The sequence below is a fragment of the Microbacterium sp. Ag1 genome, assembly GCF_001005635.1.
In the GTDB taxonomy this organism is placed as follows: domain Bacteria; phylum Actinomycetota; class Actinomycetes; order Actinomycetales; family Microbacteriaceae; genus Microbacterium; species Microbacterium oxydans.
Genome location: NZ_LBCR01000032.1, coordinates 92,122 through 118,909, shown reverse-complemented (window position 1 = coordinate 118,909; position 26,788 = coordinate 92,122). Strand labels below are relative to the sequence as shown.

26 protein-coding genes are annotated in these 26,788 nt (G+C 69.2%); 17 read left to right on the top strand and 9 right to left on the bottom strand.

Features of this window, described 5'->3' with window-relative positions; translation table 11 throughout:
• Positions 1-68 precede the first annotated feature (68 nt).
• The 8 genes from AAY78_RS13745 (at position 69) to AAY78_RS13710 (ending at position 6,744) form a co-directional block, all read left to right on the top strand.
• Entirely contained in the window at positions 69-488 is a 420-nt protein-coding gene (locus AAY78_RS13745) for a hypothetical protein (RefSeq protein WP_046748864.1), read from the top strand.
• Positions 489-575: 87 nt separating this feature from the next.
• Positions 576-1,550: a 1,2-phenylacetyl-CoA epoxidase subunit PaaA gene (gene paaA, locus AAY78_RS13740; protein WP_046749059.1), complete on the top strand. Its 975-nt coding sequence runs from the start codon at positions 576-578 to the stop codon at positions 1,548-1,550.
• Positions 1,550-1,855, top strand: coding sequence for a 1,2-phenylacetyl-CoA epoxidase subunit PaaB (paaB, locus tag AAY78_RS13735; RefSeq protein ID WP_017828375.1), 306 nt, complete (start codon positions 1,550-1,552; stop codon positions 1,853-1,855). The genes paaA and paaB overlap by 1 nt, the downstream gene beginning before the upstream one ends.
• Complete coding sequence (paaC, locus tag AAY78_RS13730; RefSeq protein ID WP_046748863.1) at positions 1,852-2,718, top strand: 1,2-phenylacetyl-CoA epoxidase subunit PaaC; 867 nt, start codon at positions 1,852-1,854, stop codon at positions 2,716-2,718. Before paaB ends, paaC begins: the two co-directional genes overlap by 4 nt.
• On the top strand, positions 2,712-3,206 hold the full coding sequence (paaD, locus tag AAY78_RS13725; RefSeq protein WP_046748862.1) for a 1,2-phenylacetyl-CoA epoxidase subunit PaaD: 495 nt from the start codon (positions 2,712-2,714) through the stop codon (positions 3,204-3,206). The genes paaC and paaD overlap by 7 nt, the downstream gene beginning before the upstream one ends.
• A 1-nt stretch (position 3,207) precedes the next feature.
• Positions 3,208-4,371, top strand: a complete 1,164-nt coding sequence (gene paaE, locus AAY78_RS13720; RefSeq protein ID WP_046748861.1) for a 1,2-phenylacetyl-CoA epoxidase subunit PaaE — start codon at positions 3,208-3,210, stop codon at positions 4,369-4,371.
• 13 nt (positions 4,372-4,384) lie between these two features.
• Complete coding sequence (locus tag AAY78_RS13715) at positions 4,385-5,155, top strand: enoyl-CoA hydratase/isomerase family protein (RefSeq protein WP_046748860.1); 771 nt, start codon at positions 4,385-4,387, stop codon at positions 5,153-5,155.
• 65 nt (positions 5,156-5,220) lie between these two features.
• On the top strand, positions 5,221-6,744 hold the full coding sequence (locus tag AAY78_RS13710) for an ATP-dependent DNA ligase (RefSeq protein ID WP_046748859.1): 1,524 nt from the start codon (positions 5,221-5,223) through the stop codon (positions 6,742-6,744).
• Between the two features lie 43 nt (positions 6,745-6,787).
• On the opposite strand, the gene AAY78_RS13705 is transcribed toward AAY78_RS13710, so the two are convergent.
• Positions 6,788-7,297, bottom strand: a complete 510-nt coding sequence (locus tag AAY78_RS13705; RefSeq protein WP_046748858.1) for a phosphoribosyltransferase — start codon at positions 7,295-7,297, stop codon at positions 6,788-6,790.
• A gap of 163 nt (positions 7,298-7,460) precedes the next feature.
• Between AAY78_RS13705 and AAY78_RS13700 the strand changes: the two genes are divergently transcribed.
• Positions 7,461-9,110, top strand: coding sequence for a thiamine pyrophosphate-binding protein (locus AAY78_RS13700; RefSeq protein WP_046748857.1), 1,650 nt, complete (start codon positions 7,461-7,463; stop codon positions 9,108-9,110).
• An 89-nt stretch (positions 9,111-9,199) separates the two neighbouring features.
• Here the strand turns inward: AAY78_RS13700 and AAY78_RS19565 are convergent, their stop codons facing one another.
• Complete coding sequence (locus tag AAY78_RS19565; RefSeq protein ID WP_231589724.1) at positions 9,200-11,128, bottom strand: endonuclease/exonuclease/phosphatase family protein; 1,929 nt, start codon at positions 11,126-11,128, stop codon at positions 9,200-9,202.
• A gap of 93 nt (positions 11,129-11,221) precedes the next feature.
• On the opposite strand from AAY78_RS19565, the gene AAY78_RS13690 reads away from it, so the two are divergent.
• Complete coding sequence (locus AAY78_RS13690) at positions 11,222-11,614, top strand: VOC family protein (protein ID WP_046748856.1); 393 nt, start codon at positions 11,222-11,224, stop codon at positions 11,612-11,614.
• Positions 11,615-11,638: 24 nt separating this feature from the next.
• Here AAY78_RS13690 and AAY78_RS13685 read toward each other — a convergent pair whose 3' ends face one another.
• From AAY78_RS13685 to AAY78_RS13660, 6 genes are all read right to left on the bottom strand, one after another.
• Positions 11,639-12,013 carry a VOC family protein gene (locus AAY78_RS13685; RefSeq protein WP_046748855.1) on the bottom strand — a complete coding sequence of 125 codons (375 nt, stop codon included), beginning with the start codon at positions 12,011-12,013 and terminating at the stop codon, positions 11,639-11,641.
• 161 nt (positions 12,014-12,174) lie between these two features.
• On the bottom strand, positions 12,175-12,804 hold the full coding sequence (locus AAY78_RS13680) for a response regulator transcription factor (protein ID WP_046748854.1): 630 nt from the start codon (positions 12,802-12,804) through the stop codon (positions 12,175-12,177).
• Positions 12,798-13,919, bottom strand: coding sequence for a sensor histidine kinase (locus AAY78_RS13675; protein ID WP_046748853.1), 1,122 nt, complete (start codon positions 13,917-13,919; stop codon positions 12,798-12,800). Before AAY78_RS13675 ends, AAY78_RS13680 begins: the two co-directional genes overlap by 7 nt.
• A 28-nt stretch (positions 13,920-13,947) precedes the next feature.
• Complete coding sequence (locus AAY78_RS13670; RefSeq protein ID WP_046748852.1) at positions 13,948-14,703, bottom strand: ABC transporter permease; 756 nt, start codon at positions 14,701-14,703, stop codon at positions 13,948-13,950.
• A gap of 1 nt (position 14,704) precedes the next feature.
• Entirely contained in the window at positions 14,705-15,679 is a 975-nt protein-coding gene (locus tag AAY78_RS13665; RefSeq protein WP_052748792.1) for an ABC transporter ATP-binding protein, read from the bottom strand.
• Positions 15,680-15,766: 87 nt separating this feature from the next.
• A complete protein-coding gene (locus tag AAY78_RS13660; protein ID WP_046748851.1) occupies positions 15,767-17,638 on the bottom strand; it encodes an FAD-dependent monooxygenase in 1,872 nt (623 codons plus the stop codon).
• 189 nt (positions 17,639-17,827) lie between these two features.
• Between AAY78_RS13660 and AAY78_RS13655 the strand changes: the two genes are divergently transcribed.
• Positions 17,828-18,535: an IclR family transcriptional regulator gene (locus tag AAY78_RS13655; RefSeq protein ID WP_046748850.1), complete on the top strand. Its 708-nt coding sequence runs from the start codon at positions 17,828-17,830 to the stop codon at positions 18,533-18,535.
• A gap of 114 nt (positions 18,536-18,649) precedes the next feature.
• Here AAY78_RS13655 and AAY78_RS13650 read toward each other — a convergent pair whose 3' ends face one another.
• Positions 18,650-20,029, bottom strand: coding sequence for an MFS transporter (locus AAY78_RS13650; protein ID WP_046748849.1), 1,380 nt, complete (start codon positions 20,027-20,029; stop codon positions 18,650-18,652).
• Positions 20,030-20,179: 150 nt separating this feature from the next.
• Between AAY78_RS13650 and AAY78_RS13645 the strand changes: the two genes are divergently transcribed.
• The 6 genes from AAY78_RS13645 to AAY78_RS13620 all read left to right on the top strand — a co-directional run bounded on the left by AAY78_RS13645 (position 20,180) and on the right by AAY78_RS13620 (position 26,706).
• On the top strand, positions 20,180-21,649 hold the full coding sequence (locus AAY78_RS13645; RefSeq protein WP_046748848.1) for a fumarylacetoacetate hydrolase family protein: 1,470 nt from the start codon (positions 20,180-20,182) through the stop codon (positions 21,647-21,649).
• Positions 21,646-22,374, top strand: coding sequence for a GntR family transcriptional regulator (locus AAY78_RS13640; RefSeq protein ID WP_046748847.1), 729 nt, complete (start codon positions 21,646-21,648; stop codon positions 22,372-22,374). Before AAY78_RS13645 ends, AAY78_RS13640 begins: the two co-directional genes overlap by 4 nt.
• On the top strand, positions 22,371-23,870 hold the full coding sequence (gene hpaE, locus AAY78_RS13635) for a 5-carboxymethyl-2-hydroxymuconate semialdehyde dehydrogenase (protein WP_046748846.1): 1,500 nt from the start codon (positions 22,371-22,373) through the stop codon (positions 23,868-23,870). Before AAY78_RS13640 ends, hpaE begins: the two co-directional genes overlap by 4 nt.
• Before the next feature lie 92 nt (positions 23,871-23,962).
• Complete coding sequence (hpaD, locus tag AAY78_RS13630; RefSeq protein WP_046748845.1) at positions 23,963-25,126, top strand: 3,4-dihydroxyphenylacetate 2,3-dioxygenase; 1,164 nt, start codon at positions 23,963-23,965, stop codon at positions 25,124-25,126.
• Positions 25,127-25,135: 9 nt separating this feature from the next.
• Positions 25,136-25,921, top strand: a complete 786-nt coding sequence (locus AAY78_RS13625) for a 2-keto-4-pentenoate hydratase (RefSeq protein ID WP_046748844.1) — start codon at positions 25,136-25,138, stop codon at positions 25,919-25,921.
• Complete coding sequence (locus AAY78_RS13620) at positions 25,906-26,706, top strand: HpcH/HpaI aldolase family protein (protein WP_046748843.1); 801 nt, start codon at positions 25,906-25,908, stop codon at positions 26,704-26,706. The genes AAY78_RS13625 and AAY78_RS13620 overlap by 16 nt, the downstream gene beginning before the upstream one ends.
• Positions 26,707-26,788 lie beyond the last annotated feature (82 nt).

Sequence of the window (26,788 nt, the reverse complement as noted above, 5' to 3'; positions counted from 1 at the left end):
CGACACCCGTGGTCGCGTTCCACAGGTTCGCCGGGCCCCGGGCGAGTGCCGTCGTCTAGCGTGAGGGGATGATCACACGCGAGCTCGCCGTCGCCCTGCGGGACACCGGACTGATCTGGCATCCGGCCGATGGCGACCGCTTCCAGCTCGATCTCCCCGACGACGTGGAACTCGAAGCGGAGGCCGACGTTTTCACCGTGAGTGAGATGACGATCGAGGCCCGTCAGACGCCGAGCGGCACCGATCTGGCGTTCAACGGCACGACGGAGTGGGCGCTCGACGCGGTGACGCTCGCGGACGCCGTATGGCTGCCGCGGGAGGACCAGCTTCGCGATCTGCTCCGCGGCACGTTCCGTTCGCTGGCGCGCCTCGAGGACTCCTTCCGCGTCGAGATCGAGGTCGGGGGCGAGCTGCTCGCTTTCGAGCACCCCGACCCCTCGGAGGCGTACGGCCGCGCCCTCCTCGATCTGATCTCCCGTTCGCGCTGACCCCGCCGTCTTGAATCCGGCAGTCCACTGTGTCAGAATTACCAAACGATCGGTCAGTAAAGATGGCCCGATGCCGAGGAGTCGATGATGACCAGTCCTGCAGACCTGTCCCTGGTGGGCGAGATCTCCGATGAGGAGCGCCTGTTCGACGAGCTCATCGCCAACGAGCAGCGCATCGAACCCCGCGACTGGATGCCCGACGCCTATCGCAAGACACTGGTGCGGCAGATCTCGCAGCACGCGCACTCCGAGATCATCGGCATGCAGCCGGAGGGCAACTGGATCACGCGCGCGCCGAGCCTCAAGCGCAAGGCGATCCTGATGGCCAAGGTGCAGGACGAGGCCGGTCACGGCCTCTACCTGTACTCCGCCGCCCAGACCCTCGGCACCACGCGCGACGAGATGATGGACCAGCTCATCAGCGGCAAGGCCAAGTACTCGTCGATCTTCAACTACCCCACCCCGACCTGGGCGGACATGGGCGCGATCGGCTGGCTCGTCGACGGCGCCGCGATCTGCAACCAGGTGCCGCTGTGCCGGGCGTCCTACGGCCCCTACGGCCGCGCCATGGTGCGCGTCTGCAAGGAGGAGTCGTTCCACCAGCGTCAGGGCTTCGAGATCCTGCTCACCCTGATGCAGGGCACCGAGGAGCAGCGCGCGATGGCTCAGGATGCGGTGAACCGCTGGTACTGGCCGAGCCTCGCCATGTTCGGGCCGCCCGATGACCAGTCCCCCAACTCGGCGCAGTCGATGAAGTGGAAGATCAAACGGTTCTCCAACGATGAGCTGCGCCAGCGCTTCGTCGGCATGCTCGTGCCCCAGGCCGAGATCCTCGGCGTCACGCTGCCCGACCCCGACCTGCACTTCGACGAGGAGAGCGGGCAGTACGTGATCGGCGAGATCGACTGGGACGAGTTCTTCGAGGTGGTGCGCGGCAACGGGCCCTGCAACGCCGAACGCCTCGAACGCCGCCGGACGGCTCATGAAGAGGGCGCCTGGGTGCGCGAGGCCGCGGCCGAGTACGCGCGCAAGCAGTCGCCGAAGACGAAGGCGGTGGCGTGATGGCGACGCCCGGCGCCGACGAGCGCGAGCCCTGGCCGCTGTGGGAGGTCTTCGTCCGAGCGAACCGCGGACTGAGCCACGTGCACGTCGGCTCGCTGCACGCTCCGGACGCCGAGATGGCGATCCGCAATGCGCGCGACCTGTACACGCGTCGTGGAGAGGGCGTCTCGATCTGGGTCGCCCCCGCAGACGCGATCACCACGAGCGACCCCGACGCCAAGGGCGCCTACTTCGAGAGTCCCGCCGGCAAGAACTACCGCCACGCCGTGTACTACACCGCCTCAGAGGGAGTGCCGCACCTGTGAGCACGGCACACGAGGAGACGGCACACGAGGAGACGGTGCACGAGGACATCGACGTGCACGGGAACGTCTCGGTCGACGAACTCGACCTGGCGCAGGAGCTGTCCGGCACCGGCGCGGTCGCCGCATCGGCCGACGTGGCGGAGTACGCACTTCGTCTCGGCGACGACGCGCTGATCCTCTCGCAGCAGCTGGGCGCGTGGATATCCCGCGCTCCCGAGCTCGAGGAAGACGTGGCCCTGGGCAACATCGCCCTCGACCTGCTCGGTCATGCGCGCTCGTTCCTCCACTACGCCGGGTCCTTCGACGGGCGCAGCGAAGATGATCTGGCCTTCTTCCGCGACGAACCCGATTTCCGCTGTGCATGGATCGTGCAGCAGCCCAACGGCGACTTCGCCCAGACCATCGCTCGCCAGTTCGTGGTGGCCACGTACATGTTCGAGCTGTACTCGGCCCTGCGCGGCAGCAGCGACGAGACGTTCGCCGCGATCGCGGAGAAGTCGCTCAAGGAGGTCGACTACCACCGCGACCACGCCGTGCAGTGGATCCTGCGTCTCGCCGGAGGCACGGAGGAGTCGCGCGCCAGGATCATCCGCGCACTCGGCGACGTGTGGCCGTACGTCGATGAGCTGTTCCGCGACGACGATCTGATCGCGCGGCTCGGCGACGCGGCCGTGGTGCCGTCGACGCTGCGGCCTGCTTTCGACGGCGTGGTCGAGACGGTGTTCGCGGAAGCGGAGCTCTCGGTGCCCGCCGTGATGTCGTCGTCAGCCGGCGGGCGCACCGGTGCGCACGCGACCCCGCTCGGCCACATCCTCGCCGAGATGCAGGTGCTCGCCCGCAGACATCCGGGGGCGATATGGTGACTCTCACGCCGACGCAGGCCGCGTGGCGGATCGCTGCCTCCGTGCCCGACCCCGAGGTTCCTGTGCTCACGATCGAGGACCTCGGTGTGCTCCGCGCGGTGGAGGTCGACGGCACCGCGGTGCATGTCGACATCACCCCGACCTACAGCGGCTGCCCCGCGATGGACACGATCCGCGACGATGTGGTCCTGGCTCTCACCGCCGCCGGCTTCGACGAGGTGTTCGTGCGCCTGGTCCTCTCCCCCGCCTGGACGACCGACTGGATGACGCAGGCGGGCAAGAGCAAGCTCGCCGAGTACGGCATCGCACCGCCCTCGGGCCGCGCCGCCGTGTCGACCGGCCCCATCCGCCTGGCGTTGAGCGTGCGCTGCCCCCGCTGCGGGTCGCTCGACACGCGCGAGGTCTCCCACTTCGGCTCCACGTCATGCAAAGCCCTGTTCGAGTGCCGCGCCTGCCTCGAACCCTTCGACCACTTCAAGGTGCACTGACATGTCGCTCTTCACCTCCGCGCCAGCGCCCATCCCGCAGGCGACGACGCCCCGCGAGACCGCACCCCGCAAGCGCGCCCGGTTCCACACCCTCACGGTCGAAGACGTGCGCCCGCTCACCGACGACGCTGTCGAGGTGACCTTCACGGTTCCCGCCGCCCTCGCCGACGAGTACGACCACCTGCCCGGTCAGTACGTCGCGCTGCGCACGACACTCGACGGCGTCGAAGTCCGGCGTTCCTACTCGCTGTGCCGCGCCCCGGAACACCGCGGCGACGGTCAGGACACGCGCTTGAGTGTCGCCGTGAAGCGGGACGAGGGAGGTCTCTTCTCCACGTGGGCGCAGACCGGTCTCCACGCCGGCTTCGATATCGACGTGATGAGCCCGCAGGGCACCTTCACCTCCGCTCTGCCCGACCTCGACGACCGGCACGTGGTGGGGATCGCGGCCGGCTCCGGCATCACGCCACTGATGGCCCTCGCGCACACTGTGCTCACCCGGTCGGACACGTCGCGATTCACCCTGCTGTACACGAACCGCGCCACGCTCGACGTGATGTTCCTGGAAGATCTCGCCGACCTCAAGGACCGCTACCCCACCCGACTCGTGCTGCACCATGTGCTGTCCCGTGAACAGCGGGCCGCTCCCGTCCTCTCCGGGCGCATCGACGAGGAGAAGCTCCGCACGATCCTGGCGACCCTCATCCCCCCGTCGACCGTCGACGAATGGTTCCTGTGCGGCCCTCTCGCTCTCGTCGACCTGTGTCGCGAGGTGCTGGCCGACCACGGTGTCGACCGCTCCCACATCCGCTTCGAGCTGTTCACGACGGGTGATGAACCCGTGCGCGCGGCACGGCCGGTGCAGGTGCGTGCCGGCGAGAAGACGGTGCGTATCGAGGTCACTCTCGACGGCGTCTCGTCGACCGTGGAGAGCCCCGTCGACGCCAGGGAGTCGGTGCTCAATGCGGCACTGCGCGTACGGCCCGACGCTCCGTTCGCCTGTGCCGGCGGAGTCTGCGGCACCTGCCGCGCACGCGTGATCGAGGGCAGCGTGACGATGACCGAGAACTACGCCCTGGAGCCCGACGAGCTCGAGCGCGGCTTCGTACTCACCTGCCAGTCCCACCCCACCAGCGACCGCGTGGTCGTCGACTACGACGTCTGACCGAGGAGCGCCCATGCTCGACCTCACCATCGCCGACGACGTGGCCACGATCGTGCTGGACGCGCCATCGAAGCTGAACGCTCTCGACGAGAGGGCACTCGCCGAACTGGATGCCGCCTATGTCGAGGCCGAGGCTGCGGGAGTGAGAGCACTCGTGCTCCGTGGCGAGGGGCGCGCGTTCTGCGCGGGGCGTGACATCTCCGGCGTCAACCCACGGGACGACGATGTGCTCGGCTATCTCGGCGGTCTGGTGACCCCTCTGCTGCAGCGCATGTCGCGGTTCCCCGCGCCGACGTTCGCTGTCGCCCACGGCGCCTGCCTCGGCGTGGGCCTCGGCCTGCTGATCGCGACCGACGTGGTCTACGTGGCGGAATCGGCGAAGATCGGCTCCCCGTTCGCCTCCCTCGGTGCGACGCTGGACTCCGGCGGACACGCGCTCTTCCTCGATCGGCTCGGCGCGCACAAGACGCTGGACCTCATCTACACGGGACGCCTGATGAGCGGTACAGAGGCCGTGGCGTCCGGTCTGTTCTCCCGCGTGTTCCCCGATGATGAGGTGGTGCAGGCCACGACCGATGCGGCCGCCGCCGCCGCTCGCGGTGCGACGGCGGCGTTCCTCGCGAGCAAGGAGCTCATCGCCCGCATCCGCGACGAGCGACTCGCCCTGTGGGATGCGGTCGGGATCGAGAACGCCGCACAGGCCGCGCTCTGCGACACCGACGACTATCGCGAGGGCTTCGCGGCGTTCCAGGAGAAGCGCAGGCCCGAGTTCCGCGGGCGCTGACGCCCGGGTTCCCGCTTCTCGGCAGCGTCGTCTCCAGCGTCGGAGGCCGATGCGACAATACGGAGATGATGCTCTCCGAGGTCGTCTCCACGGCAGAAGAGGTCTCCGCCACGGCGTCCCGCCTCACGAAGATCGATGCCCTCGCACGGCTGCTGGCGCGTTCCGCAGCGGACGAGCTCCCAGCCGTCATGGGGCTCCTGCTGGCCGCTCCGCGCCAGGGACGGCTCGGCGTCGGTTGGCGGGGACTCGCCGCCATCGAGATCACGCATGCGGAAGATCCCACCCTCACGGTGAGCGACGTCGATGCCTCACTCACCGCCCTCGCCGCCGCCTCCGGATCAGGCTCCGCGGCAACCCGCACCGGGATCCTCGGCGAGCTCGGCTCGCGAGCGACGGCCGCCGAATGGGACTTCCTCGTCCGCGCCATGCTCGGCGAGCTTCGCACCGGGGCATTGTCCGGCGTCCTTCTCGACGCGGTCGCGAAAGCGTCCGACCGGCCGCTCTCCCTCGTCCGCCGCGCCGCCATGCTCTCCGGCGATCTCGGCGAGACCGCTCGTGTCGCCCTCACCGAAGACGCAGACGCGCTGGACGCGGTCGGCCTCGAAGTCGGTCGCCCTGTCCTTCCCATGCTCGCCTCCACCGCGGCGACGCCATCGGCTGCACTCGAGATCACCGGCACGGCGTCGGTGGAGTACAAGCTCGACGGTGCTCGCATCCAGGTGCACCGTCACGGCGACGACGTCGGCGTCTACACGCGGAGCCTGGCCGACATCACCCACCGCGTACCGGAACTCGTCGAGATCGTGCGCGCTCTCCCCGTGGACGATGTGATCCTCGACGGCGAGACGCTGTCGCTCGATGAAGACGGTGGGCCCAGGCCCTTCCAGGAGACGATGTCGAGGTTCGGTGCCGATGCCTCCCGCGAACTGGTGCTGCGGCCATGGTTCTTCGACGTGCTGCACGTGGACGGACGCGACCTGATCGACGAGCCGCTCTCGATCCGCCTCGCCGAGCTCGAGCGCGTGGCCGGCGAGTGGCGGATGCCCGGCATCGTGACCGACGACCCGGATGCCGCGGAGCAGCTGTCGCACGAAGCCCTCGCCGCCGGCCATGAAGGCGTGGTGGTCAAGGGTCTCGACGCCCCCTACGCCGCCGGCCGTCGGGGCAAGTCCTGGGTCAAGGTCAAGCCCGTGCTGACCTTCGATCTCGTCGTGCTCGGCGCGGAGTGGGGTTCGGGCCGCCGCCGGGGATGGCTGTCGAACCTGCACCTGGGTGCGCGCGACCCCGACGGCGAGTTCGGCGACGCCGGGGAATTCGTCATGGTGGGCAAGACCTTCAAGGGCCTCACCGACGAGCTGCTGCGCTGGCAGACCGAGGAGTTCCCCGAGCATGAGACCCACCGCACGGCGTCGAGCGTGTTCCTGCGCCCCGATGTCGTGGTCGAGATCGCCATCGACGGCGTGCAGCGCTCTCCGCGTTACCCGGGAGGTGTCGCGCTGCGTTTCGCCCGGGTGAAGGGCTACCGGCCCGACAAGTCGCCGGCCGAAGCCGACACGATCCAGACGCTGCGCTCCCTGCTGCGCGGCTGACGAACCACGCGAGTCAGGCGGACGGCGTCCAGGCCGACGGCATTCAGGCCGACGGGGCGAGTCCCAGGTCCTCTTCCCGCACGGTGCCGCGGAACGACCACGGGAAGTTGATCCAGAGGTCGGTGTCCTTCCATGCGAAGTCGGGCTGGATGATCGTGGAGGGCTTGGTGTAGATCGTGACCGACCGCACATCGGCGCCCTTGTCCTTCAGTAGCTGCACGGCCAGGGCGAGCGTGCGTCCGGAGTCGGCGACGTCGTCGACCAGCAGCACGCGGCGGCCATCGAGGTACGCCATGTCGAGCTCGGGAGGCAGCACCTCGGGCGCGTCGAGCACCGTGCCGATGCCGGTGTAGAACTCGACATTGATGGCGCCGCAGTTCTTCGCGCCCAGCCCGTAGGCGATCGCCCCTGCCGGGAGCAGGCCGCCCCGGGCGATGGCGACGACGACCTCCGGCATGAAGCCGCTGTCCAGGATGCTTCGTGCCAGATCGCGCGTCGCCTCCCCGAAGCCGTCCCAGGTGAGTGTCTCGCGCTCGATCTCCGCATCAGTCATTCCTGCATTCTCCCGCATCTCTGCGGGTTCGCTCGCCGATAGACTGAGCTGGTCCGGCCAGGCCGGTGCCTGAAAAAGAGGCACGAAGCACTTCGCGAAGACGCGGAGGCGAGACACATACGGATCCCGCAGTTCCTCCGTCCCTGTCTCGAAAGGCTTTCCCATGCCCTCCGTGTCCGCCCATGTCGCCCTCACCCTCGCCCAGCACATCGATGCCGTCTTCGGGGTGATGGGCAACGGCAACGCCTACTTCCTCGACGCGATCGAGACGCAGACGGATGCGGTGTTCACCGCCGTCCGTCACGAGCAGGGTGCTGTGGTCGCAGCCGACGCCCACTTCCGCACCTCGGGTCGCATCGCCGCAGGCACCTCGACGTACGGAGCCGGCTTCACGAACACGCTGACCGCCCTCGCCGAGGCCGTGCAGGCGCGGGTGCCTCTGGTGCTGGTCGTCGGCGATGAGCCCACGTCCGGCCCCCGCCCGTGGGACGTCGATCAGATCGCCCTCGCCTCGGCGGTCGGCGCCCGCACCTATACGGTCGGACGGGCCGATGCCGCCGCCACCACGGTCATCGCGATCGAGCACGCCCTCACGTACCGGGTGCCCGTCGTCCTCGCGATCCCCTATGACGTCGCAGCGCTCGAAGCCGGTGAGGTGCCGGATGCTCCCTCACCCCGGATCCCGGCCCCGCTCGCCCCTCGCGGCGAATTCGCCGATGCGATGCTCGACGAGATCGCCACCGCCCTGGCCGGGGCAGAGCGCCCGTTCCTGCTCGCCGGTCGCGGGGCGTGGCTGTCCGGTGCGAGCACCGCGCTGGGAGAGCTGGCCGCGGCCACCGGCGCTCTCACCGCCTCTTCCGCTTTGGGCCGCGGAGTGTTCCCCGACACCAGGTACGACCTCGGCGTGACCGGTGGCTTCGGGGCCGACGGAGCGATGGAGCTCGTGCGATCTGCAGACGTCGCCGTCGTCTTCGGAGCGGGCTTGAACCAGTTCACGATGCGTTTCGGCGACCTGTTCGCGCCGGGGACCCGGGTCTTCCAGATCGACATCGCGGCGGCGGCGACGCACGCCCACGTCGGAGGCTTCGTCCGTGCGGACGCCCGTCTCGCCGCGGAAGAGCTCGTGGCGCGGATCGGAGACGCCGGCTCGGCGCACTCCTGGCGCGAGAGCGTGGACGTGGCGGCCGCACGCACCTACGACCGCGGCGACGACCTCGCCCCCGACGGGCGTCTCGACCCGCGCTCCGCCGCTCGTCGCATCGCCGAGCTGCTGCCGGAAGACCGCGTCGTGGTGTCGGACGGCGGGCACTTCATCGGGTGGGCGAACATGTACTGGCCGGTCGCCGCCCCCGACCGCATGATGATGGTCGGCACCGCGTTCCAGTCGATCGGGCTCGGTTGGCCGAGCGTGGTCGGGGCCGCTCTCGCGCGCCGCGAGTCCACCGTGGTACTCACCTCCGGCGACGGCGGCGGGCTGATGGCCATCGCTGATCTGGAGTCGGCCGTCCGGGCGGCTGGAGGACGCGGCATGGCGGTGGTCTGGAACGACGCGGCCTACGGAGCCGAGGTCAACCTCTACGGTCTCAAGGGACTGGCGGAAGGACCGATGCGCATCCCCGAGGTCGATTTCGCCGCGTTCGGTGCGGCCGTCGGCGCAGAGGGCGTCGTGGTGCGCACGCTCTCCGATCTCGACCGTCTCGCCAACTGGGTCGAAGAGGACCCGTCCTCACGGCCCTTCCTGCTTCTCGATCTGCGCGTCTCGGGCGATGTGATCGCGCCGTACCAGCAGGAGATCATCCGCGTGAACTCCTGACGCCGCGGGACAGTCGGCAACGCGAGGGGGTCGGCACGACGCGAACGTCGTGCCGACCCCCGCGTCGCACCCGAGCGTCGTTCAGTCGATCACCCGAGACGCCGGCGCCTGCGCGCGATGCCGAGGCCCGCTCCGACTGCCAGCAGCAGCACCCCGGCGAGGAGGAACGGCGCGCTGTCGGCTCCTGTCGCGGCGAGGTCGCCGTTGCTCGTCGTGCCGGGGCCGGAACCCGCGTTCCCCGACCCGTCGGCGGGAGCACCACCCGGAGCGCCTCCGCCTGGGGTATCGCCGCCGGGAGGTGTGCCACCGGGCGCAGCCGTGACGGCGATCGCCGCCGTCGTCTCCACGCCGTCCGGGTCGATGAGCACGACGCTGTGGGTGCCGGGTTTCGTAGCGGCCGGAACGGTCACGGTCACGCGGAACCCGCCGGTCGCGTCCGTCGTCACGGCACCGAGCGGAACCGGCGTCGAACGCAGCTCGATCCGCAGCGCTGTGGCGGCGCGGAAGCCGGCGCCGGAGATCGTGATCGCATCGCCCGCGGCGACCGATGCCGAAGCGAGCGTCACGGTCGGCTGCTCGGGCTCAGGCGTCGTGCACCCGCCGCCGCAGACGGTGAAGTTCGCCAGCACCGCCTTGTGGTCGGAGGGCCAGACGGCATCCGGCGTCAGGATCTCATCGGCACTGTCGTCGACGACACGCTGATTGCGCACGATCGTCGACTGCGGTCCCACCACGCTCGCTCCGTCGATCGACAGTCGCTCGTCCGGCGTGGCGAAGACGTAATCGATGCGGTCGCGCTCATCGGCGTCGGGAGCCCAGGTCAGAGATGACGTGGGGAACAGAGGATTGTCCGACGGCCACGTGAAGCCCGGATTCGCCGCGGGATCGGGATGCACGGTGCGGAAGGCATCGACCAGTCCCCCGTCGAGCAGCGTCTGCGTCGTCTGCCAGGGAACGACGACGCCGTTGTGGTCGAACAGCTCGGCTGTCGCTGCGGTCCAGTCCTGCGACGGCGGCTCGTTGAAGTCGCCGCCCACGATGGCGATCCGTCCAGTCGTGCGCTCTGCGGCGATGTCGGCGAGCAGCTCGGCAGCGGCGGCCGGTCGGCCCGACTGCGCGTTCGCCGCCAGGATGGCCTCGACGTCGGTCACCGGGGCGTCGAGCTTGTTCCAGGTGTTCCACCCGGCCGGCCAGTCGCCGTGGATCTCCCCGCCGTAGCCGCGCGGGAGGTACGTGGTGTACCAGCGGTACTCCAGGTGGCCGCCGTACACCACGACCTCCGATCCGTTCACGTCGAGAACCGCCTTCGACCACCAGCGGCCGATCGTGTCGGTGGAGACGATCGGATAGCGCGAGACGATCCCGGTGTCGGTCGCCGTGAGGTGCTGGTAGCCGAGCAGTGCGGCGACCTGAGCGGGCGCCTGACCCACTTCGGGGAGGAACGTCACGTCGGCGTCGGTCTGCGTGATGACATCGGCGATCTGACGCGCACCGTCGGCCACCTGGGTGCCCCCGTGCCAGACGTTGAAGGTGAGCACGTTCAGGCCGCTCTTCCCCCCGACCTCGGGCTTCGGTTCGGCCGGGGCGACCGGCTGCGCCTCCTCGTCCGTGACGGTGAGATCGATCGGCCCGGCCAGCACGGTGTAGCCGTCGTCTTCGAGGAGGTAGACGTCGTACTCGCCCGCCCCCATCGTCTCCGAGTTGCGGGTCCAGCCGTCCCGACGCGAGGCGTTCCACGTGACCTGGCCGGTTTGGTCTGCGACGTATCGCCAGTCGAGGGATGCCGGACCGCCGGGCACCGCGCCGTCACGATAGATCCCGATCCAGTTGCGATCGTGCACCGCCGAGCCGGCGTCGAACGAGAACGTGACCGTCTCGTCGACCCCGATGCGGGGCGTGTCCAGCGTGAGCATCCCTTCCGCCGCCTGAGCGGCGGGAACGACGAGGAGACCGGCGAGAACGATGCCGGTGCCGAGCAGGGCGAGGAGCCCCCGCTTCGGCCGAGTGGCGGAGGTCATGACGAGAAGGTCCTTTCGACGACGTGGCGCATCGAAAGCTACGGCCGCCGGATGACCGGACCGTGACCGTGAGGTGAATGGCAGAATCGGACGATGCCTGGTCTCCATCACGTCGAGCTGTGGATCGCCGACCTCGATGAGGTGCGCGCGCAGTGGCGGTGGATCCTCGAGCGCGTGGGGTTCTCCCCGACGAGCGAATGGAGCGGCGGCGAGTCGTGGGCCGCAGGGGGCAGCTATCTCACGCTCACGATGTCTCCGAACCTGTCGAGCTCCGCGCACGACCGTCGACGCGCCGGCCTCAACCATCTGGCATTCCAGGGCGGTGATCGCACCGCGGTGGATGCGCTGATGGCCGAGGCCGAGCGCCACGGCTGGCGACCGCTGTATGCGGAGCGCTACCCGCACGCCGGCGGCGACCAGCACTACGCGGGCTGGCTCGAGAACGCCTCCGGCTTCAAGATCGAAGTGGTCGCGGACCCGTCGTAGCCGAGCCGGCCTGCTGCCGGACCCCTAGGCGCCGTAGTCGGGCAGCTCCTGCAACGTCCAGGTGTTCCCGTCGGGATCGTCGAACGATACGAACCGTCCCCAGTCGAGGTCCTGGACGCCACGGGCCTCGACGCCGAGCCCCTGCAGGTGCGCGAGCGCCTCGTCGGCATCGGAGACGACGACCTGGATCGAGTTCTGCTGTCCCGGCTCGAGCTCGATGCCCAGCCCGGTGCCGAACGCGATCGAGCAGGCGGACCCCGGCGGCGTCATCTGCACGAAGCGCAGCCCATCGACGGGCGTCTGGTCGTGATCGGGGGTGAATCCGATCCTCTCGTAGAACTCCTTGGACCGGTCCACATCGGTGACCGGCACGAAGATGAGTTCGATCTTCCAGTCCATCACGCACTCCTCCTGTCGGGCTCCGTCGCCCGTCGGCACCCACGGTACGCGGGGCCACCGACACCGCAGAGACACCGACACTGCACAGTCGCCAATCGTGCATGGACGCCGAGACCGCAAGGACACCGAGACGCGATGTGGAGCCGCCGCGAGCCTCGGCGTCAGATCCACCCCTTGTCGAGCGCGATGCGCACCGCCTGCGCACGATTGGCCGCACCGGTCTTGCCGATGGCAGCGGACAGGTGGTTGCGCACGGTGCCGGCCGACAGGAACACCTCGGCGGCGATGGCGGCCGCCGAGCGCCCGTCGGCGGCGAGTCGCAGCACCTGGCGTTCCCGGTCGCTCAGCGGATTCGCTCCGTCGAACAGGCCGTCGGCGGCGAGCTGCGGATCCAGCACCCGCAAACCCGAATGCACGCGGCGGACGGCGTCGGCGAGCGTCTCGGCGGGAGTGTCCTTCACGATGAATCCGCTCGCCCCGGAGTCCAACGCGGAGCGCAGATAGCCCGGGCGTGCGAAGGTGGTCACCACGAGGACGCGCGTCCTCGTGCTCACCTGTCTGATCCGCCGCGTCGCCTCCACACCGTCCATGCCCGGCATCTGGATGTCCATCAGGCACACGTCGGGGTGCAGCTCCTCAACGAGCCGCACGGCCTCCGCGCCGTCCGAGGCCATGCCGACCACGGTCAGGTCGGGCTCGAGGTCGAGCAGCGCACCGAGCGCACCACGCACGAGCGCCTGATCGTCGGCGATCAGCAATCGGATGGACCCATCGTCAGGCGCCGTCACCATGTCACCTCCACGCGGGTTCCGTCCTCCTCGGTCGAGCCGAGGGCGAACGCCGCCCCCGCAGCCGCCGCGCGCTCCCGCATGCCGCGGATGCCGTTGCCCTCTGCGGTGGCGATACCCGCGCCGATGCCCACTCCGTCGTCCTCCACGGCGAGCCGTCCCGGCCATAGGATGACCCGCACGGTGCGGGCACCCGAATGCCGCAGGACGTTGGTCGTCGCCTCGCGGAGGATCCAGCTCGCCGTGATGGCCTGCACCGGCGACAGCGCCTCCGGCTCCCCCTCGACCCGCAGCTCGATGTCCGCCGCGCGGAGCGAATCCCGCGAGGAAGCGAGCTGCTCGATCAGCGTGGTCGCCCGCGCGCCCGCGACCGTCGAGCGCACTCCGGCGATCGCCTCGGCCGTCAACCGCTCGATGTCTGCGAGCTCGGCCCTGGCGCGTTCCGGGTCGGAGTCCATGAGTCTCCGCACCAGCTGCGCTTTGAGACCCACCACCGTCAGCGAATGCCCGATCAGATCGTGCACATCGCGGGCCACGGCTTCGCGTCCCTCGCTGGTCGCGAGTTCCAGACCGAGCCGCTCCGCCTCGGCCGAACGCAGGATGAGCCACGTCGACACCGTGTTGACCACACCGAGCAGCGCGACGATCGCGAGCACCGACAGGTAGCTCAGCCCGCCCGGGAGCAGGAATACGCAGAGCGCCGTCACGGCGACCGCCGCGATGGTCGTGATCCAGTGCCATGCGCGCGTCAGGCCGTAGGACGCGAACGACATGATGAAAGGCAGGAAGCTGAGCGCCGATCCGCCTTCGGCCGGCACCGAGACCAATGCGCAGACGATGAGCGCGGCGAACGTGGCCCACTGCCGCTTCGAGGGAGTGCGCCCCAGCCCGCCACCCCCGCGCATGCCGTGCATGAACCCGGTGACGTACAGCACGACGAACGTCACCAGAGCGACCCATCCCCCGACCACCCAGGCGAGGGGCGCCTCGGAACCGAGCAGGGCGATCACGGGGTAGACGAGGAACACCAGCCAGACGACCGCCATCAGCCAGCCGAACCGCGCCCACGGGTCCTTTCCCGTGGCGCGGCTCGTCGTGCGCTTCTCGTGCGGGGTCATCCGTCCAACCTAGTGTCGCCGCGTGCCACTACTGCCGCGCCCGCGAGCGCTTCATTCCCATCGCGACGAGGAGCGCGAAGAGGACGAGCCAGACGGCCACGTTGAGGAACAGCATCCACAGCGGATCGGTCTGCCCGGTCGTGAGCACCCCGTCGGTGAGGGGCCAGCGGCTCAGCGCCACGAAGCCGTACAGCGGGGTGAACCGGGCGATGTCGAGCATCACGCCGTCGAGAGGCATGAACACGTTGCCGAAGAACGCGAAGAACGTCATCGAGATGGAAGCGAGCGCCGCGGCCGAGTCCGAGCTGAAGAACAGTCCGACACCGAGGCCGAACAGCCCGTACATGAGACCGATCCCGAGGATGATGCCCGCCGTCGCGACCCACCGCCAGGCGTCCTCGGCCTGAGCACCGGTCATCATCCCTGCCACGAACACCGCGACCAGGGCGAGCGCGGCGAAGGACACGGCAGTGAGCAGTTTGGTCAGCGCATACCCCGCGGTGGTGAGCGGGGTCATCGCGAGCTGCCGTCCCCACCCCTGCTTCGCCTCGGTCGCCGCGAGGGAGGTGAGCGAGCTCATCGCGACAGCGGTGCCGTACGCGGCCATCGAGGTCATGACGTAGAACGAGACGTTCCCGTGGCCGGCAGAGAGCGAGCCGTATCCCATCCCGGCACCGAACAGCAGGTACATCGCGACGGGCATCGCCAGGATGAACGCGAGAGTGTAGGGGTTGCGCAGCTGGCGGACGCCTTCGATGCGCAGCATGGTGGGTGAGACGAGCATGTCAGTTCTCCGTCAGAGCCGTGAAGGCGGTTTCGAGGGTGGGGGCGGCGATCTCGAGGTCGTGCGCGCCGCCGGCGAGGAGGATCCGCGCTGCCGCATCGGAGTCCGTCGCGCGCAGGCTGAGACGATCACCGTCCACACGCACAGCCGGGATCCCCTCCGTCGACGTCAGCGTCGCGACGAGCGCCGTCGGGTCGTCGTCGACCGTGGCGGACACCATCCGCTCCCCGAGGCTGGCGCGCAGCAGCGCGGTGGGGGCGTCGGCGACGACCGTTCCGCGATGCATCACGACGGTCCGCCGAGCGAACTGCTCCGCCTCTTCGAGGTAGTGGGTGGCGAAGACGATCGTGCGGCCGGCGTCGGCATCCGCACGCATCACGTCCCAGAAGTGGCGGCGGGCCGTGACGTCCATCCCCGCCGTCGGCTCGTCGAGCACCAGGATGTCGGGGTCGGAGATCATCGCGAGCGCGAACTTCACGCGCTGCTGCTCGCCACCCGAGCACTTCGACACCCGTCGGCGGGCGAGAGCGGTGAGGTCGGCGCGCGCCATGACCTCGTCGACCCTCCCCCGCGCCTCGTCTCCGCAGAGGGAGGCGATGAGGCGCACGGTCTCCCCGACGGTGAGGTCGCCCAGCAATCCGCCCGTCTGCAGCACGGCGCCGATCGCACCGCTGGAGGTCGCACGATCCGGAGTCACCCCGAGCACGCGGACGGTGCCGCTGCTCGGTTCGGTGAGGCCCAGCAGCATGTCGAGCGTGGTTGTCTTGCCTGCCCCGTTCGGTCCCAGCAGTGCCACGACCTCGCCCCGCCGGATGGACAGGTCGACCCCGTCCACGGCCTGCACACGGCGCTCCCCTGCGCCGAAGTGTCGTCTCACGGCGCTGAGCTCCAGCACCACGGGGTCATCGATCGGGGCAGCGGAAGCCGGTCGCGCGATGACCCGCGTCGCCGATCCGTCCCTAGAGGTGTCGTCCATGCCTCCAGCCTCGTCCGATGCCGACGAGGAGTCCGGAGGGCGGTGTCATCTCCTCGACGTGACACGTGTCATGTCGAGACCCTCGGCTCATCGTGCCGGGAGCAGCGCCCCCTCGAGGAATTCGGAGAGCTCTGCCGTGTCGTCCAGCGGCAGGATCGCCGCCACGTACTGGTCGGGGCGCACCACGACCACCACACCGTCGCGCGAAAGCTCACGCGCTGCGAAGATGTCGGTCTCCGTCCACTTGCTGGGGCCCGCCGCGTAGACCTTCTCCCAGTCGGTGAGTCCGAGCGGGCCGGTCTTCGGCTGGAACAGCTCGGGTGCCGAGGTGACCTCGACCTCCTCGAAGGGCTGCTGGTAGACGGCTTTGACGTCGAAGATCGCATCCACGTCGGCATCCGTCGGAGTGAAGCGCGCGAACAGCGGAGCGGCCTGCTCCGCCCAGGCGGCGAGCGCCTCGCCGGTGCGGTCGCCGAACGCGTACACGCGCCAGCGCCCGTCGGCCTTCGCGTGGTGTCCGAGGTGCACCACATTGCCGTCGCCGACGCGCACGACCTCGGCCGACTTGAACCGCTTGCCCAGCGGGTAGCCGGGCGCCAGTGCCTGGTGCGCGGCGGTCCCCGTGATCATCGAGGAGGTGTACTGCGTCATGAACCCGGACGGGAACTCGGCCGTTGCGAGGTAGTACGTGGCCAGTTCGTTGGGGTCGGAGATCTCCTCGGGCTTGCGGGCCATCAGGCTCGACCATTCGCGGTCGAAGTCGATCAGCTGCTGGGCGACGGGGCGTCGCTCGGCGCCGTACGTGGCCAGGAGCGCCTCGGGAGCGCGGCCCGTGAGCACCGACCCGAGCTTCCATCCGAGGTTGAAGCCGTCCTGCATGGAGACGTTCATGCCCTGCCCGGCCTTGGCGCTGTGCGTGTGGCAGGCGTCGCCGGTGAGGAACACGCGGGGTGTGCGTCCGGAGCCGTCGATGACGTCGTCGAAGCCGTCGGTCACGCGGTGGCCGACCTCGTACACGCTGTGCCAGGCCACTTCGCGCACGTCGAGCGTGTACGGGTGCAGGATCGCGTTGGCGCGACGGATGATCTCCTCGATGGGCGTCTGGCGCACCCGGTGGTCGTCGTCCTCCGCGACCTCGCCGAGGTCGATGTACATGCGCGAGAGGTATCCGCCCTCGCGCGGGATGTGCAGGATGTTGCCCGCCTCCGAGTTGATGGCGCACTTGGTGCGCCAGTCCGGGAAGTCGGTGTTCACGAGCACGTCCATCACACCCCAGGCATGCGCGGCGGAGGCGCCGACGTGCGTGCGGCCGATGGCCTGTCGCACACCGCTGCGTGCGCCGTCGCACCCGGCGACGAACTTCGCGTGGATCCTGCGTTCTTCGCCCGCGCGCTCACCGGCGACGTAGCGGATCCCCACCTCGACCGGGTACTCCCCCTCGTCGTGGACCGTGAGCCCGGTGAACTCGATCCCGTAGTCGGGCACGATCCGCCCCGGACCGTTGGCCGCGGCCTCGGCGAAGTAGTCGAGCACGCGCGCCTGGTTCACGATGAGGTGCGGGAACTCGCAGATGTCGTAGGCGTAGTCGGCCGTCCGGGAGGTGCGGACGATCTCGTCGCGCTTGTCGGGGTTCGGGCCCCAGAAGTTCATCCAGCCGATGTTGTAGGCCTCGGCGATGATCCGCTCGGCGAACCCGAACGCCTGGAACGTCTCGACGCTGCGCGGCTGGATGCCGTCGGCCTGCCCGAGCGGGAGGCGGCCGTCGCGCTTCTCGATGATGCGGGTGGAGATCTCGGGGTACTGCGCCATCTGGGCGGCCAGCAGCATTCCTGCAGGCCCCGATCCGACGATGAGCACGTCGATCTCGTCAGGGAGGTCGGTGGGGCGGGCTGCGCCGATGCCGGCGGCGTCCTGCACACGCGGGTCAGCGGACACATAGCCGTGGTGGTGGAACTGCATCGTCGTCGATTCCTTCCGGACGTCTTCGTCGGGTCAAGCGCGTCGGGTCCAGCGGGTCTGGTCGTGCGCTTCGGGTCGTGTGTGAGGAGCTGTTGCGCGAAGAACTGGTTTGTTCTATATTCGAACAGAGAGTTCTACTATTGAACACAGCCTAAACCGCGACGTCCGTCATCGCAAGGGAGTGCCCCCATGCCCGGCAGCACCACCTCTCCCGCTTCGCAGACTCTGAGCCGCGGCATCCGGATCCTCGAAGTGCTGGCCGATGCCCGCACGCCCCTGACGATCGACGAGCTCGCGTCCCGCCTCGGCGTGCACCGCTCGATCGCCTATCGACTGCTGCGCACGCTGGAGGATCACGGGCTGGTCACGCGCGATGCCGCAGGGGCCGTGAGCCTCGGCGCCCGGATGGCCGCACTCGCCGCCGGGGTCGCGCACGACCTCCAGGCCGAGGCACTCCCCGAGCTCACGGCCATCGCCAACGAGCTCGGCATGACCTGCTTCCTCGGCGTGCTGGACGGCGAGGAGTGCATCACCCTCGCGAGCGTCGAGCCCCGACATGCAGTCGCGAGCGTCGCCCAGCGCCCTGGCGCCCGTCACCCGGTCACGGTCGGCGCACCCGGCAAGGCCATCCTGTCGCTGCTCCCCGAGGATGAATGGCCGCACGTCGTGCCGCCGACCCTCGCCGGCGATGTGGAGTCGACCCGCATCCGCGGCTATGCGACGAGCCACGACGAGGTCATCCCCACGGTGCAGGCCGTCGCCGTCCCCCTCGCCCTGCGCGGACAGCGCCCCGCCGCGATCGCCGTGGTGCACGTGTCCACAGACCTCGACGACGCCGAGATCGCCGCACGGCTCCAGCGTGCAGCATCGGACATCCGCGACGCTCTCGACGGCTGACGTCCGGCTCCGCCGAGACCGCGCACAGACGAACACTCCCGCCGCGCTTCCGGTCGGTCGCCGTAGGGCAGATGACAGGGAGCGCGACGGGAGCAGGTCGACGAGCGGCGCGGCTCAGGCCTTCGCGAGTCCGTAGATCGGGCTGACGGACTGCTCCTCCTCGTGATCCGGTCCGAGCGGGATGCCCGAGCGGTCGCGCAGCAGCAGGGTCGCGACGAGGCCCAGCACGGTCATGCCGGCCAGGTACCAGGTGACGGCGCCCGTCGAGCCGGTCGCCTTCACGATGGCCGTCGCGATCGTCGGGGCGAACGCGCCGCCGGCGATGGCACCGATCGCGTACGAGATCGAGACACCGGAGAAGCGGATGCTCGCGGGGAACAGCTCGGCGTACAGCGCCGCCTGCGGGCCGTAGGTGAATCCGAGGCCGATCGTGAGGATCGCGAGTCCGGTGAACAGCAGCCCGATCTCACCGGTGTTGACCAGCGGGAACAGCGTGAACACACCCACCAGCTGCAGCACCCAGCCGACGATGTACGTGGTGCGACGGCCGATGCGGTCGGAGAGCCACCCCGCGAGGAGCGTGGTGAGCAGCCAGGTGACCGCGGACCCGGCGACAGCCCAGAGCACGGGGCCGCGCTCGAGGCCGATGGGACCTGCGGGGTCCGTGGCGTACCCCTGGATGTAGCCACCGGTGGTCATGTAGCCGACCGCGTTGTTGCCGGCGAAGACGAACGCGGCGACGATCACGAGCAGCAGGTGCTTGCGGAACAGCTGCGCGATCGGCATCCTGGCCTTCTCCTTGCGGGCCGCGAGCTCGGTGAACACGGGGCTCTCCTCGACCTTGCGACGCACGTAGTAGCCGACGAGGATCAGCACGACGCTCAGCAGGAACGGCACGCGCCAGCCCCACGCGAGGAACTGGTCGCCGGGGGCGATCACCGTCATGAGCGCCATCACACCGGAGGCGAGCAGGAGGCCGAGGGGCACGCCGATCTGCGGCGACGCGCCGAAGATGCCGCGCTTCTTGCGGGGAGCATGCTCGACGGCCATCAGCACCGCGCCGCCCCACTCGCCGCCCGCCGAGATGCCCTGCACGATGCGCAGCAGCACCAGCAGGATCGGCGCCATCAGCCCGATGGTCTCGTAGGTGGGGAGGATGCCGATGAGGGCGGTGGCCGCACCCATCAGGATCAGCGTCCACATCAGCACGGTCTTGCGCCCGAGCTTGTCGCCGTAGTGGCCGGCGAGGAAGGCGCCGAGGGGGCGGAACAGGAAGCTGACGCCGACCGTCGCGAAACCGATCAGGGCGCTGTTCTCGCCGAGCGGGGCGAAGAAGAGCTGGCCGAAGACGAGACCGACGGCCGTGGCGTAGATGAAGAAGTCGTACCACTCGACAGTGGTTCCGACGACGGTGGCGAACACGACACGACGTCTGTCTGCCGCTGTCGCGATGGTTCCGGTGGGCGTGAACCCAGCCTGTGACTGCCCGCTCATGGGGTGTCTCCTTTGGTTGTGACCGCATTGTCACGGCGCGCGACGGACGTGAATCCGGAGTGCTTGCCGAGGGGTGAACCGATAATATATGATTTCGAATACGACGCACAAGGCGTCGCGCAGGACACTGACAGCGCGAGGAGGCGCCCCGTGACGGAACCCATCGACCGCCCCGGCAAGATCATCGCGATCCACCTGAGCTACGCCTCCCGAGCGGATCAGCGCGGCCGGCGCCCCGCCGCCCCCTCCTACTTCTTCAAGCCGGCCAGCTCCGTCGGCGTCTCCGGCGGCACCGTCGAGCGGCCGGCCGGTACCGAGCTGCTCGCGTTCGAGGGAGAGATCGCGCTCGTGATCGGCTCGGCCGCGCGCCGCGTCTCCCTCGACGACGCCTGGTCCCACGTGGGCTGGGTGACCGCCTCGAACGACCTCGGCCTGTACGACCTGCGCGCCAACGACAAGGGCTCGAACGTCCGCTCCAAAGGCGGCGACGGCTACACCCCGATCGGCCCCGAGCTGATCGATGCCCGCACCGTCGACCCCGCGGCGCTGCGCGTGCGCACCTGGGTCAACGGCGAACTCCGCCAGGACGACACCACGGCAGGGCTGATCTTCCCGCTCGCCCAACTCGTCGCCGACCTCTCCCAGCACTTCACGCTCGAGCCCGGCGATGTGATCCTCACCGGCACCCCCGCCGGCTCATCCGTCATCGTCCCCGGCGACGTCGTCGAGGTCGAGGTGGACGCACCGGATGCACCGGGAGCCCCGAGCTCGGGTCGCCTCGTCACCACCGTGACCCAGGGCGAGACTCCGTTCGACGGGGAGATCGGCTCGCTCCCCGCCGTTGACGACCTGCAGCGCACCGAGGCATGGGGCTCGCGGGCGGAAGCAGGACTGCCTCCCGTCGAGAAGGCTCCCGGCCTCTCCCCCGAACTGCGCGCACAGTTGCTGGAGGCGCCGACGGCCGGGCTCTCGGCGCAGCTCCGCAAGCGCGGACACCACTCCTGCTTCATCGACGGGGTCTCGGTCAACATCCCGGGACAGAAGATCGTCGGCACCGCGAAGACGCTGCGCTTCGTCCCGTTCCGCGAAGACCTCTTCGCCTCGCACGGCGGCGGCTACAACGCCCAGAAGCGGGCGTTCGATGCCGTGGAGGACGGCGAGGTCATCGTGATCGAAGCTCGCGGCGATGCCACGACGGGCACTCTCGGCGACATCCTGGCCCTGCGCGCCAAGGTGCGCGGCGCAGCGGGAGTCGTCACCGACGGCGGCGTCCGCGATTACGACGCGGTGGCCGAGATCGGCCTTCCCGTGTTCTCGCAGGGCGCGCACCCGTCGGTGCTCGGTCGCAAGCACGTGCCGTGGGACGTGGACGTCACGATCTCCTGCGGCGGCGCGACCGTGCAGCCCGGCGACATCATCGTCGGCGACAGCGACGGCGTGATCGTGATCCCACCGGCCCTGGCCGCCGAGGTCGCGGCGAGCGCCGTCGCGCAGGAGATCGAAGACGCCTGGATCGCCGAGCAGGTCGCCGCAGGACACCCGGTCGACGGCCTCTTCCCCTTGAACGCCGAGTGGCGGGCACGCTACGAGAAGGCCGTGTCCGACGGGAGCACACGATGACCACGACGGCCGCGAGCAAGTCCGAGGTCGCGTACGAGTGGCTGCGCTCCCGCATCACGGGACACATGTTCAGCCCCGGATACCGGCTGGTGCTGGGATCCATCGCCGACGATCTCCAGATGAGCGTCGTCCCCGTGCGCGAGGCGATCCGCCGTCTCGAGGCCGAAGGGCTCGTGACTTTCGAGCGCAACGTCGGCGCGCGGGTGACCCTCGTGGATGAGAGCGAGTACGCGCACACGATGCAGACGCTCGGCCTCGTCGAGGGCTGCGCCACCGCCCTGTCCGCTCGCCTGCTCGACGACCAGGCCCTCGAGGAGGCCGCCCGGATCAACGACCGGATGGCGCAGATGCTCGACCACCTCGACGCGCACGCCTTCACCGAGCTCAACCGCCAGTTCCATTCGGTGCTGTTCGAGCCGTGCCCCAACCCGCACCTGCTCGATCTCGTGCACCGCGGCTGGTCGCGACTCTCCGGCATCCGCGAGACGACCTTCGCCTCGATTCCAGGGCGCGCTCAGCACTCGGTCGAGGAGCACACCGAGATCCTCGACCTCATCCGAGCAGGCGCGGATCCGCTCGAGATCGAACTCGCCGCGCGCAACCACCGCTGGCGCACCATGGACGCGTTCCTCGACGCCCTGCACACCCGTTCCGCCCAGACGACCTCAGCTCAGACGACTTCATCACAGACGACTTCCGCACAGACGACCGGAGAAACCTCATGACCGATTCGCGCATCCCCGCCGACCTCCCCGACCACATCCAGCACTACATCGATGGCGCCTTCGTGGATTCCGTCGACGGCGACACGTTCGACGTGCTCGACCCGGTGACGAACAAGACCTACACGACGGCCGCTGCCGGCAAGAAGGCCGACATCGAGCTCGCGGTGGCCGCAGCCAAGCGCGCCTTCGACGAAGGGCCCTGGCCGCGCATGCTGCCGCGCGAGCGCTCCCGGGTGCTGCACAAGATCGCCGACATCGTGGAGTCGCGCGACGCCCGGCTCGCCGAGCTGGAGTCGTACGACTCCGGCCTGCCGATCACGCAGGCGTTGGGGCAGGCCCGCCGCGCCGCCGAGAACTTCCGCTTCTTCGCCGACCTGATCGTCGCGCAGTCCGACGACGCCTTCAAGGTGCCGGGCAAGCAGATGAACTACGTCAACCGCAAGCCCATCGGCGTGGCCGGACTCATCACACCCTGGAACACGCCGTTCATGCTCGAGTCCTGGAAGCTCGGTCCCGCCCTCGCCACCGGCAACACGGTCGTGCTGAAGCCGGCCGAGTTCACGCCGCTGTCGGCATCCCTGTGGGCGGGCATCTTCGAGGAGGCCGGCCTCCCCCAGGGTGTGTTCAACCTCGTGAACGGCCTCGGCGAAGACGCGGGCGACGCCCTGGTGAAGCACCCCGACGTGCCGCTCATCTCGTTCACCGGCGAGAGCCGTACGGGACAGATCATCTTCGGCAACGCGGCACCCTTCCTCAAGGGGCTCTCGATGGAGCTCGGTGGCAAGTCGCCCGCCGTGGTCTTCGCCGATGCCGACCTGGAGGCCGCCGTCGACGCGACCATCTTCGGAGTCTTCTCCCTGAACGGCGAGCGCTGCACGGCAGGTTCGCGCATCCTCGTCGAGCGGTCGATCTACGAGGAGTTCGTGGAGCGCTACGCGGCGCAGGCGAAGCGCGTCAAGGTCGGCTACCCGCACGACCCCGCCACGGAGGTCGGAGCGCTCGTTCACCCCGAGCACTACGACAAGGTGATGAGCTACGTCGAGATCGGCAAGGGCGAGGGCCGCCTGGTCGCCGGCGGTGGCCGTCCGGAGGGCTTCGAGGAAGGGAACTTCGTCGCACCGACCGTGTTCGCCGATGTCTCCCCCGATGCCCGCATCTTCCAGGAGGAGATCTTCGGTCCGGTCGTCGCGATCACGCCCTTCGACTCCGACGCCGAGGCGCTGTCGCTCGCGAACAACACGAAGTACGGTCTGGCCGCCTACATCTGGACCAACGACCTCAAGCGTGCGCACAACTTCGCGCAGTCGGTCGAGGCCGGCATGGTGTGGCTGAACAGCAACAACGTGCGGGACCTCCGCACCCCGTTCGGCGGTGTGAAGGCATCGGGCCTCGGCCACGAGGGCGGCTATCGCTCCATCGACTTCTATACCGACCAGCAGAGCGTGCACATCACGCTCGCTGAGCACTCGCACAACCCGACCTTCGGCAAGAACTGACCACTACCCCTCCGCTCCGGTCGCGATATGACAGGCTTCTCGCCCGAATCCCCTGGAATTTCGCGACCGGAACCGTAAGCAAGGACGCTGACATGACACACCGCGACGACATGACCCTGACCTCCTCGGGCTTCTACGTCTCCCAGGAGGCGCCGATCCGCTCGGACAACCCCATCGCGACGCCGCAGAGCTCGCCTCCGGACATCCTGCGCTGCGCCTACATGGAGCTCGTGGTCACGGACCTCGCCGCGTCGCGCCAGTTCTACGTCGACGTTCTGGGTCTGTACGTGACCGCGGAGGACGACGAGGCGATCTACCTGCGCTCGACCGAGGAGTTCATCCACCACAACCTCGTCTTGCGAAAGGGGCCGATCGCCGCCGTCGCCGCGTTCTCCTACCGCGTCCGCACGCCGGAGGACCTCGACCGCGCCGTCGAGTTCTACACCGAGCTGGGCTGCGACGTGCGCCGCAAGGAGGGCGGCTTCGTGAAGGGCATCGGAGACTCGGTGCGTGTGGTCGACCCCCTCGGCTTCCCGTACGAGTTCTTCTACGCCACCGAGCACGTCGAGCGGATGTCGTGGCGGTACGACCTGCACATCCCCGGCGAGCTGGTGCGGCTCGACCACTTCAACCAGGTCACCCCCGACGTGCCGCGCGCCGTCGGCTTCATGCAGGACCTCGGCTTCCGCGTCACGGAGGACATCCAGGACGAGGAGGGCACGGTCTACGCCGCCTGGATGCGCCGCAAGCCCACCGTGCACGACACGGCCATGACCGGCGGCGACGGACCCCGCATGCACCACGTGTGCTTCGCGACGCACGAGAAGCACAACATCCTCGCGATCTGCGACAAGCTCGGAGCTCTGCGCCGTTCCGACTCGATCGAGCGCGGTCCCGGCCGTCACGGCGTGAGCAACGCGTTCTACCTCTACCTGCGCGACCCCGACGGGCACCGCGTCGAGGTGTACACGCAGGACTACTACACGGGCGACCCCGACAACCCGGTCATCACCTGGGACGTGCACGACAACCAGCGCCGCGACTGGTGGGGCAACCCCGTCGTCCCGTCCTGGTACACGGATGCGTCTCTGGTGCTCGACCTCGACGGCAACCCGCAGCCCGTGGTCGCCCGCACCGACTCCAGCGAGATGGCAGTGACCATCGGTGCCGACGGCTTCTCCTACACGCGAGCGGAAGACGACAAGGACATGCCCGAGTACAAGCAGGGCGAGTACAAGCTCGGCCACCAGCTCTAGGAGGATCCGATGCTGCCAGAGGAGACGATCGCCGCGATCGCCGCAGAACTCGCCGATGCCGACCGCGCGCACAGCGTGATCCCGCGCATCACGGCGCGGTACCCCGAAGCCACGGTCGAGGATTCCTACGCGATCCAGGGCGTCTGGAGGGACTCGCAGATCGCTGCGGGACGTCGCCTCGTGGGGCGCAAGATCGGCCTGACCTCCAAGGCCATGCAGCAGGCGACGGGGATCACCGAACCGGACTACGGCGTCATGTTCGACGACACCGTGTACGAGTCCGGCGCCGCGATCCCCGTCGACCACTTCTCGAACGTGCGCATCGAGGTCGAGCTGGCCTTCGTGCTGAAGACGCCGCTCGAGGGGCCGGACTGCACCCTCGAGGACGCTCTCGCGGCGATCGACTACGCGGTGCCGGCGCTCGAGGTGCTGAACTCGCACATCGAGCTCGAGGGCCGGACGATCGTCGACACCATCAGCGACAACGCCGCCTACGGGGCGATGGTGCTCGGCACGGTGCACAAGCGCCCGAACGAGATCGATCTGCGCTGGGTGCCCGGCGTGCTCTCCCGCAACGGAGAGATCGAGGAGACCGGTGTCGCCGCCGGGGTGCTCGGGCATCCGGCCACCGGAGTGGCATGGCTCGCGAACAAGTTCCACCAGCACGGCGCGCGTCTCGAAGCGGGCGAGATCATCCTGGCAGGATCGTTCACACGCCCGATGTGGGTGTCGCGCGGCGACGAGGTGCTGTGCGATTACGGACCGATGGGAACAATCGCATGCCGCTTCGTCTAGCTCCGTCCTTCCGCGAGCAGTTGGCCGACTCCGACCGATCGCTCGTGGGGATGTGGGTCTGCTCCGGCAGCCCGCTGCTCGCCGAGGTCGCCGCGGGGTCGGGTCTCGACTGGCTGCTGATCGACATGGAGCACTCGGCGAACACGCTGGAGTCCGTGCTGGTGCAGCTTCAGGCGGTCGCCGCCTACCCGATCGCTCCCCTCGTGCGGGTGCCGTCGAATGACACCGTCGCGATCAAGCAGGTCCTCGACCTCGGGGCGCAGAACCTCATCGTCCCGATGGTGTCGTCCGCCGAAGAGGCGCGCACCGCCGTCGCCGCGACCCGGTACCCGCCGGAGGGCGTGCGCGGAGTGGGCAGCGCACTGGCCCGCAGCGCCCGCTGGAATCGCGTCGACCGGTATCTGCAGGAATCCGCGCAGCACGTGTCGTTGACGGTGCAGATCGAGACGGCTGCGGGCGTCGAAGCCGCCGCCGACATCGCCGCGGTCGACGGGGTGGACGCGGTGTTCGTCGGTCCCTCCGACCTCTCCGCGTCGATGGGGTTGCTCGGCCAGCAGACCCACCCCGAGGTCACGGCCGCTGTCGAGAGGGTCTTCACCGCCGTCAAGGCTGCGGGCAAGGCCGTGGGTGTGAACGCCTTCGACCCCACGGCCGCCGATGCCTATCTCGCGGCGGGCGCCGACTTCGTGGCGGTCGGAGCCGACGTGGCGCTGCTCGCCCGAGCCTCCGAGGCCCTGGCCGCCCGCTTCATCGCCGTGGATGCCGCCGACCGCGCCAGCTACTGACCGTACGACTCGCGCGAATCGTCGTATCCAGGTCCTGGATGCACCCCTTTGCGCGATTCGAAGGGCTCCACGCCGTGGCAGG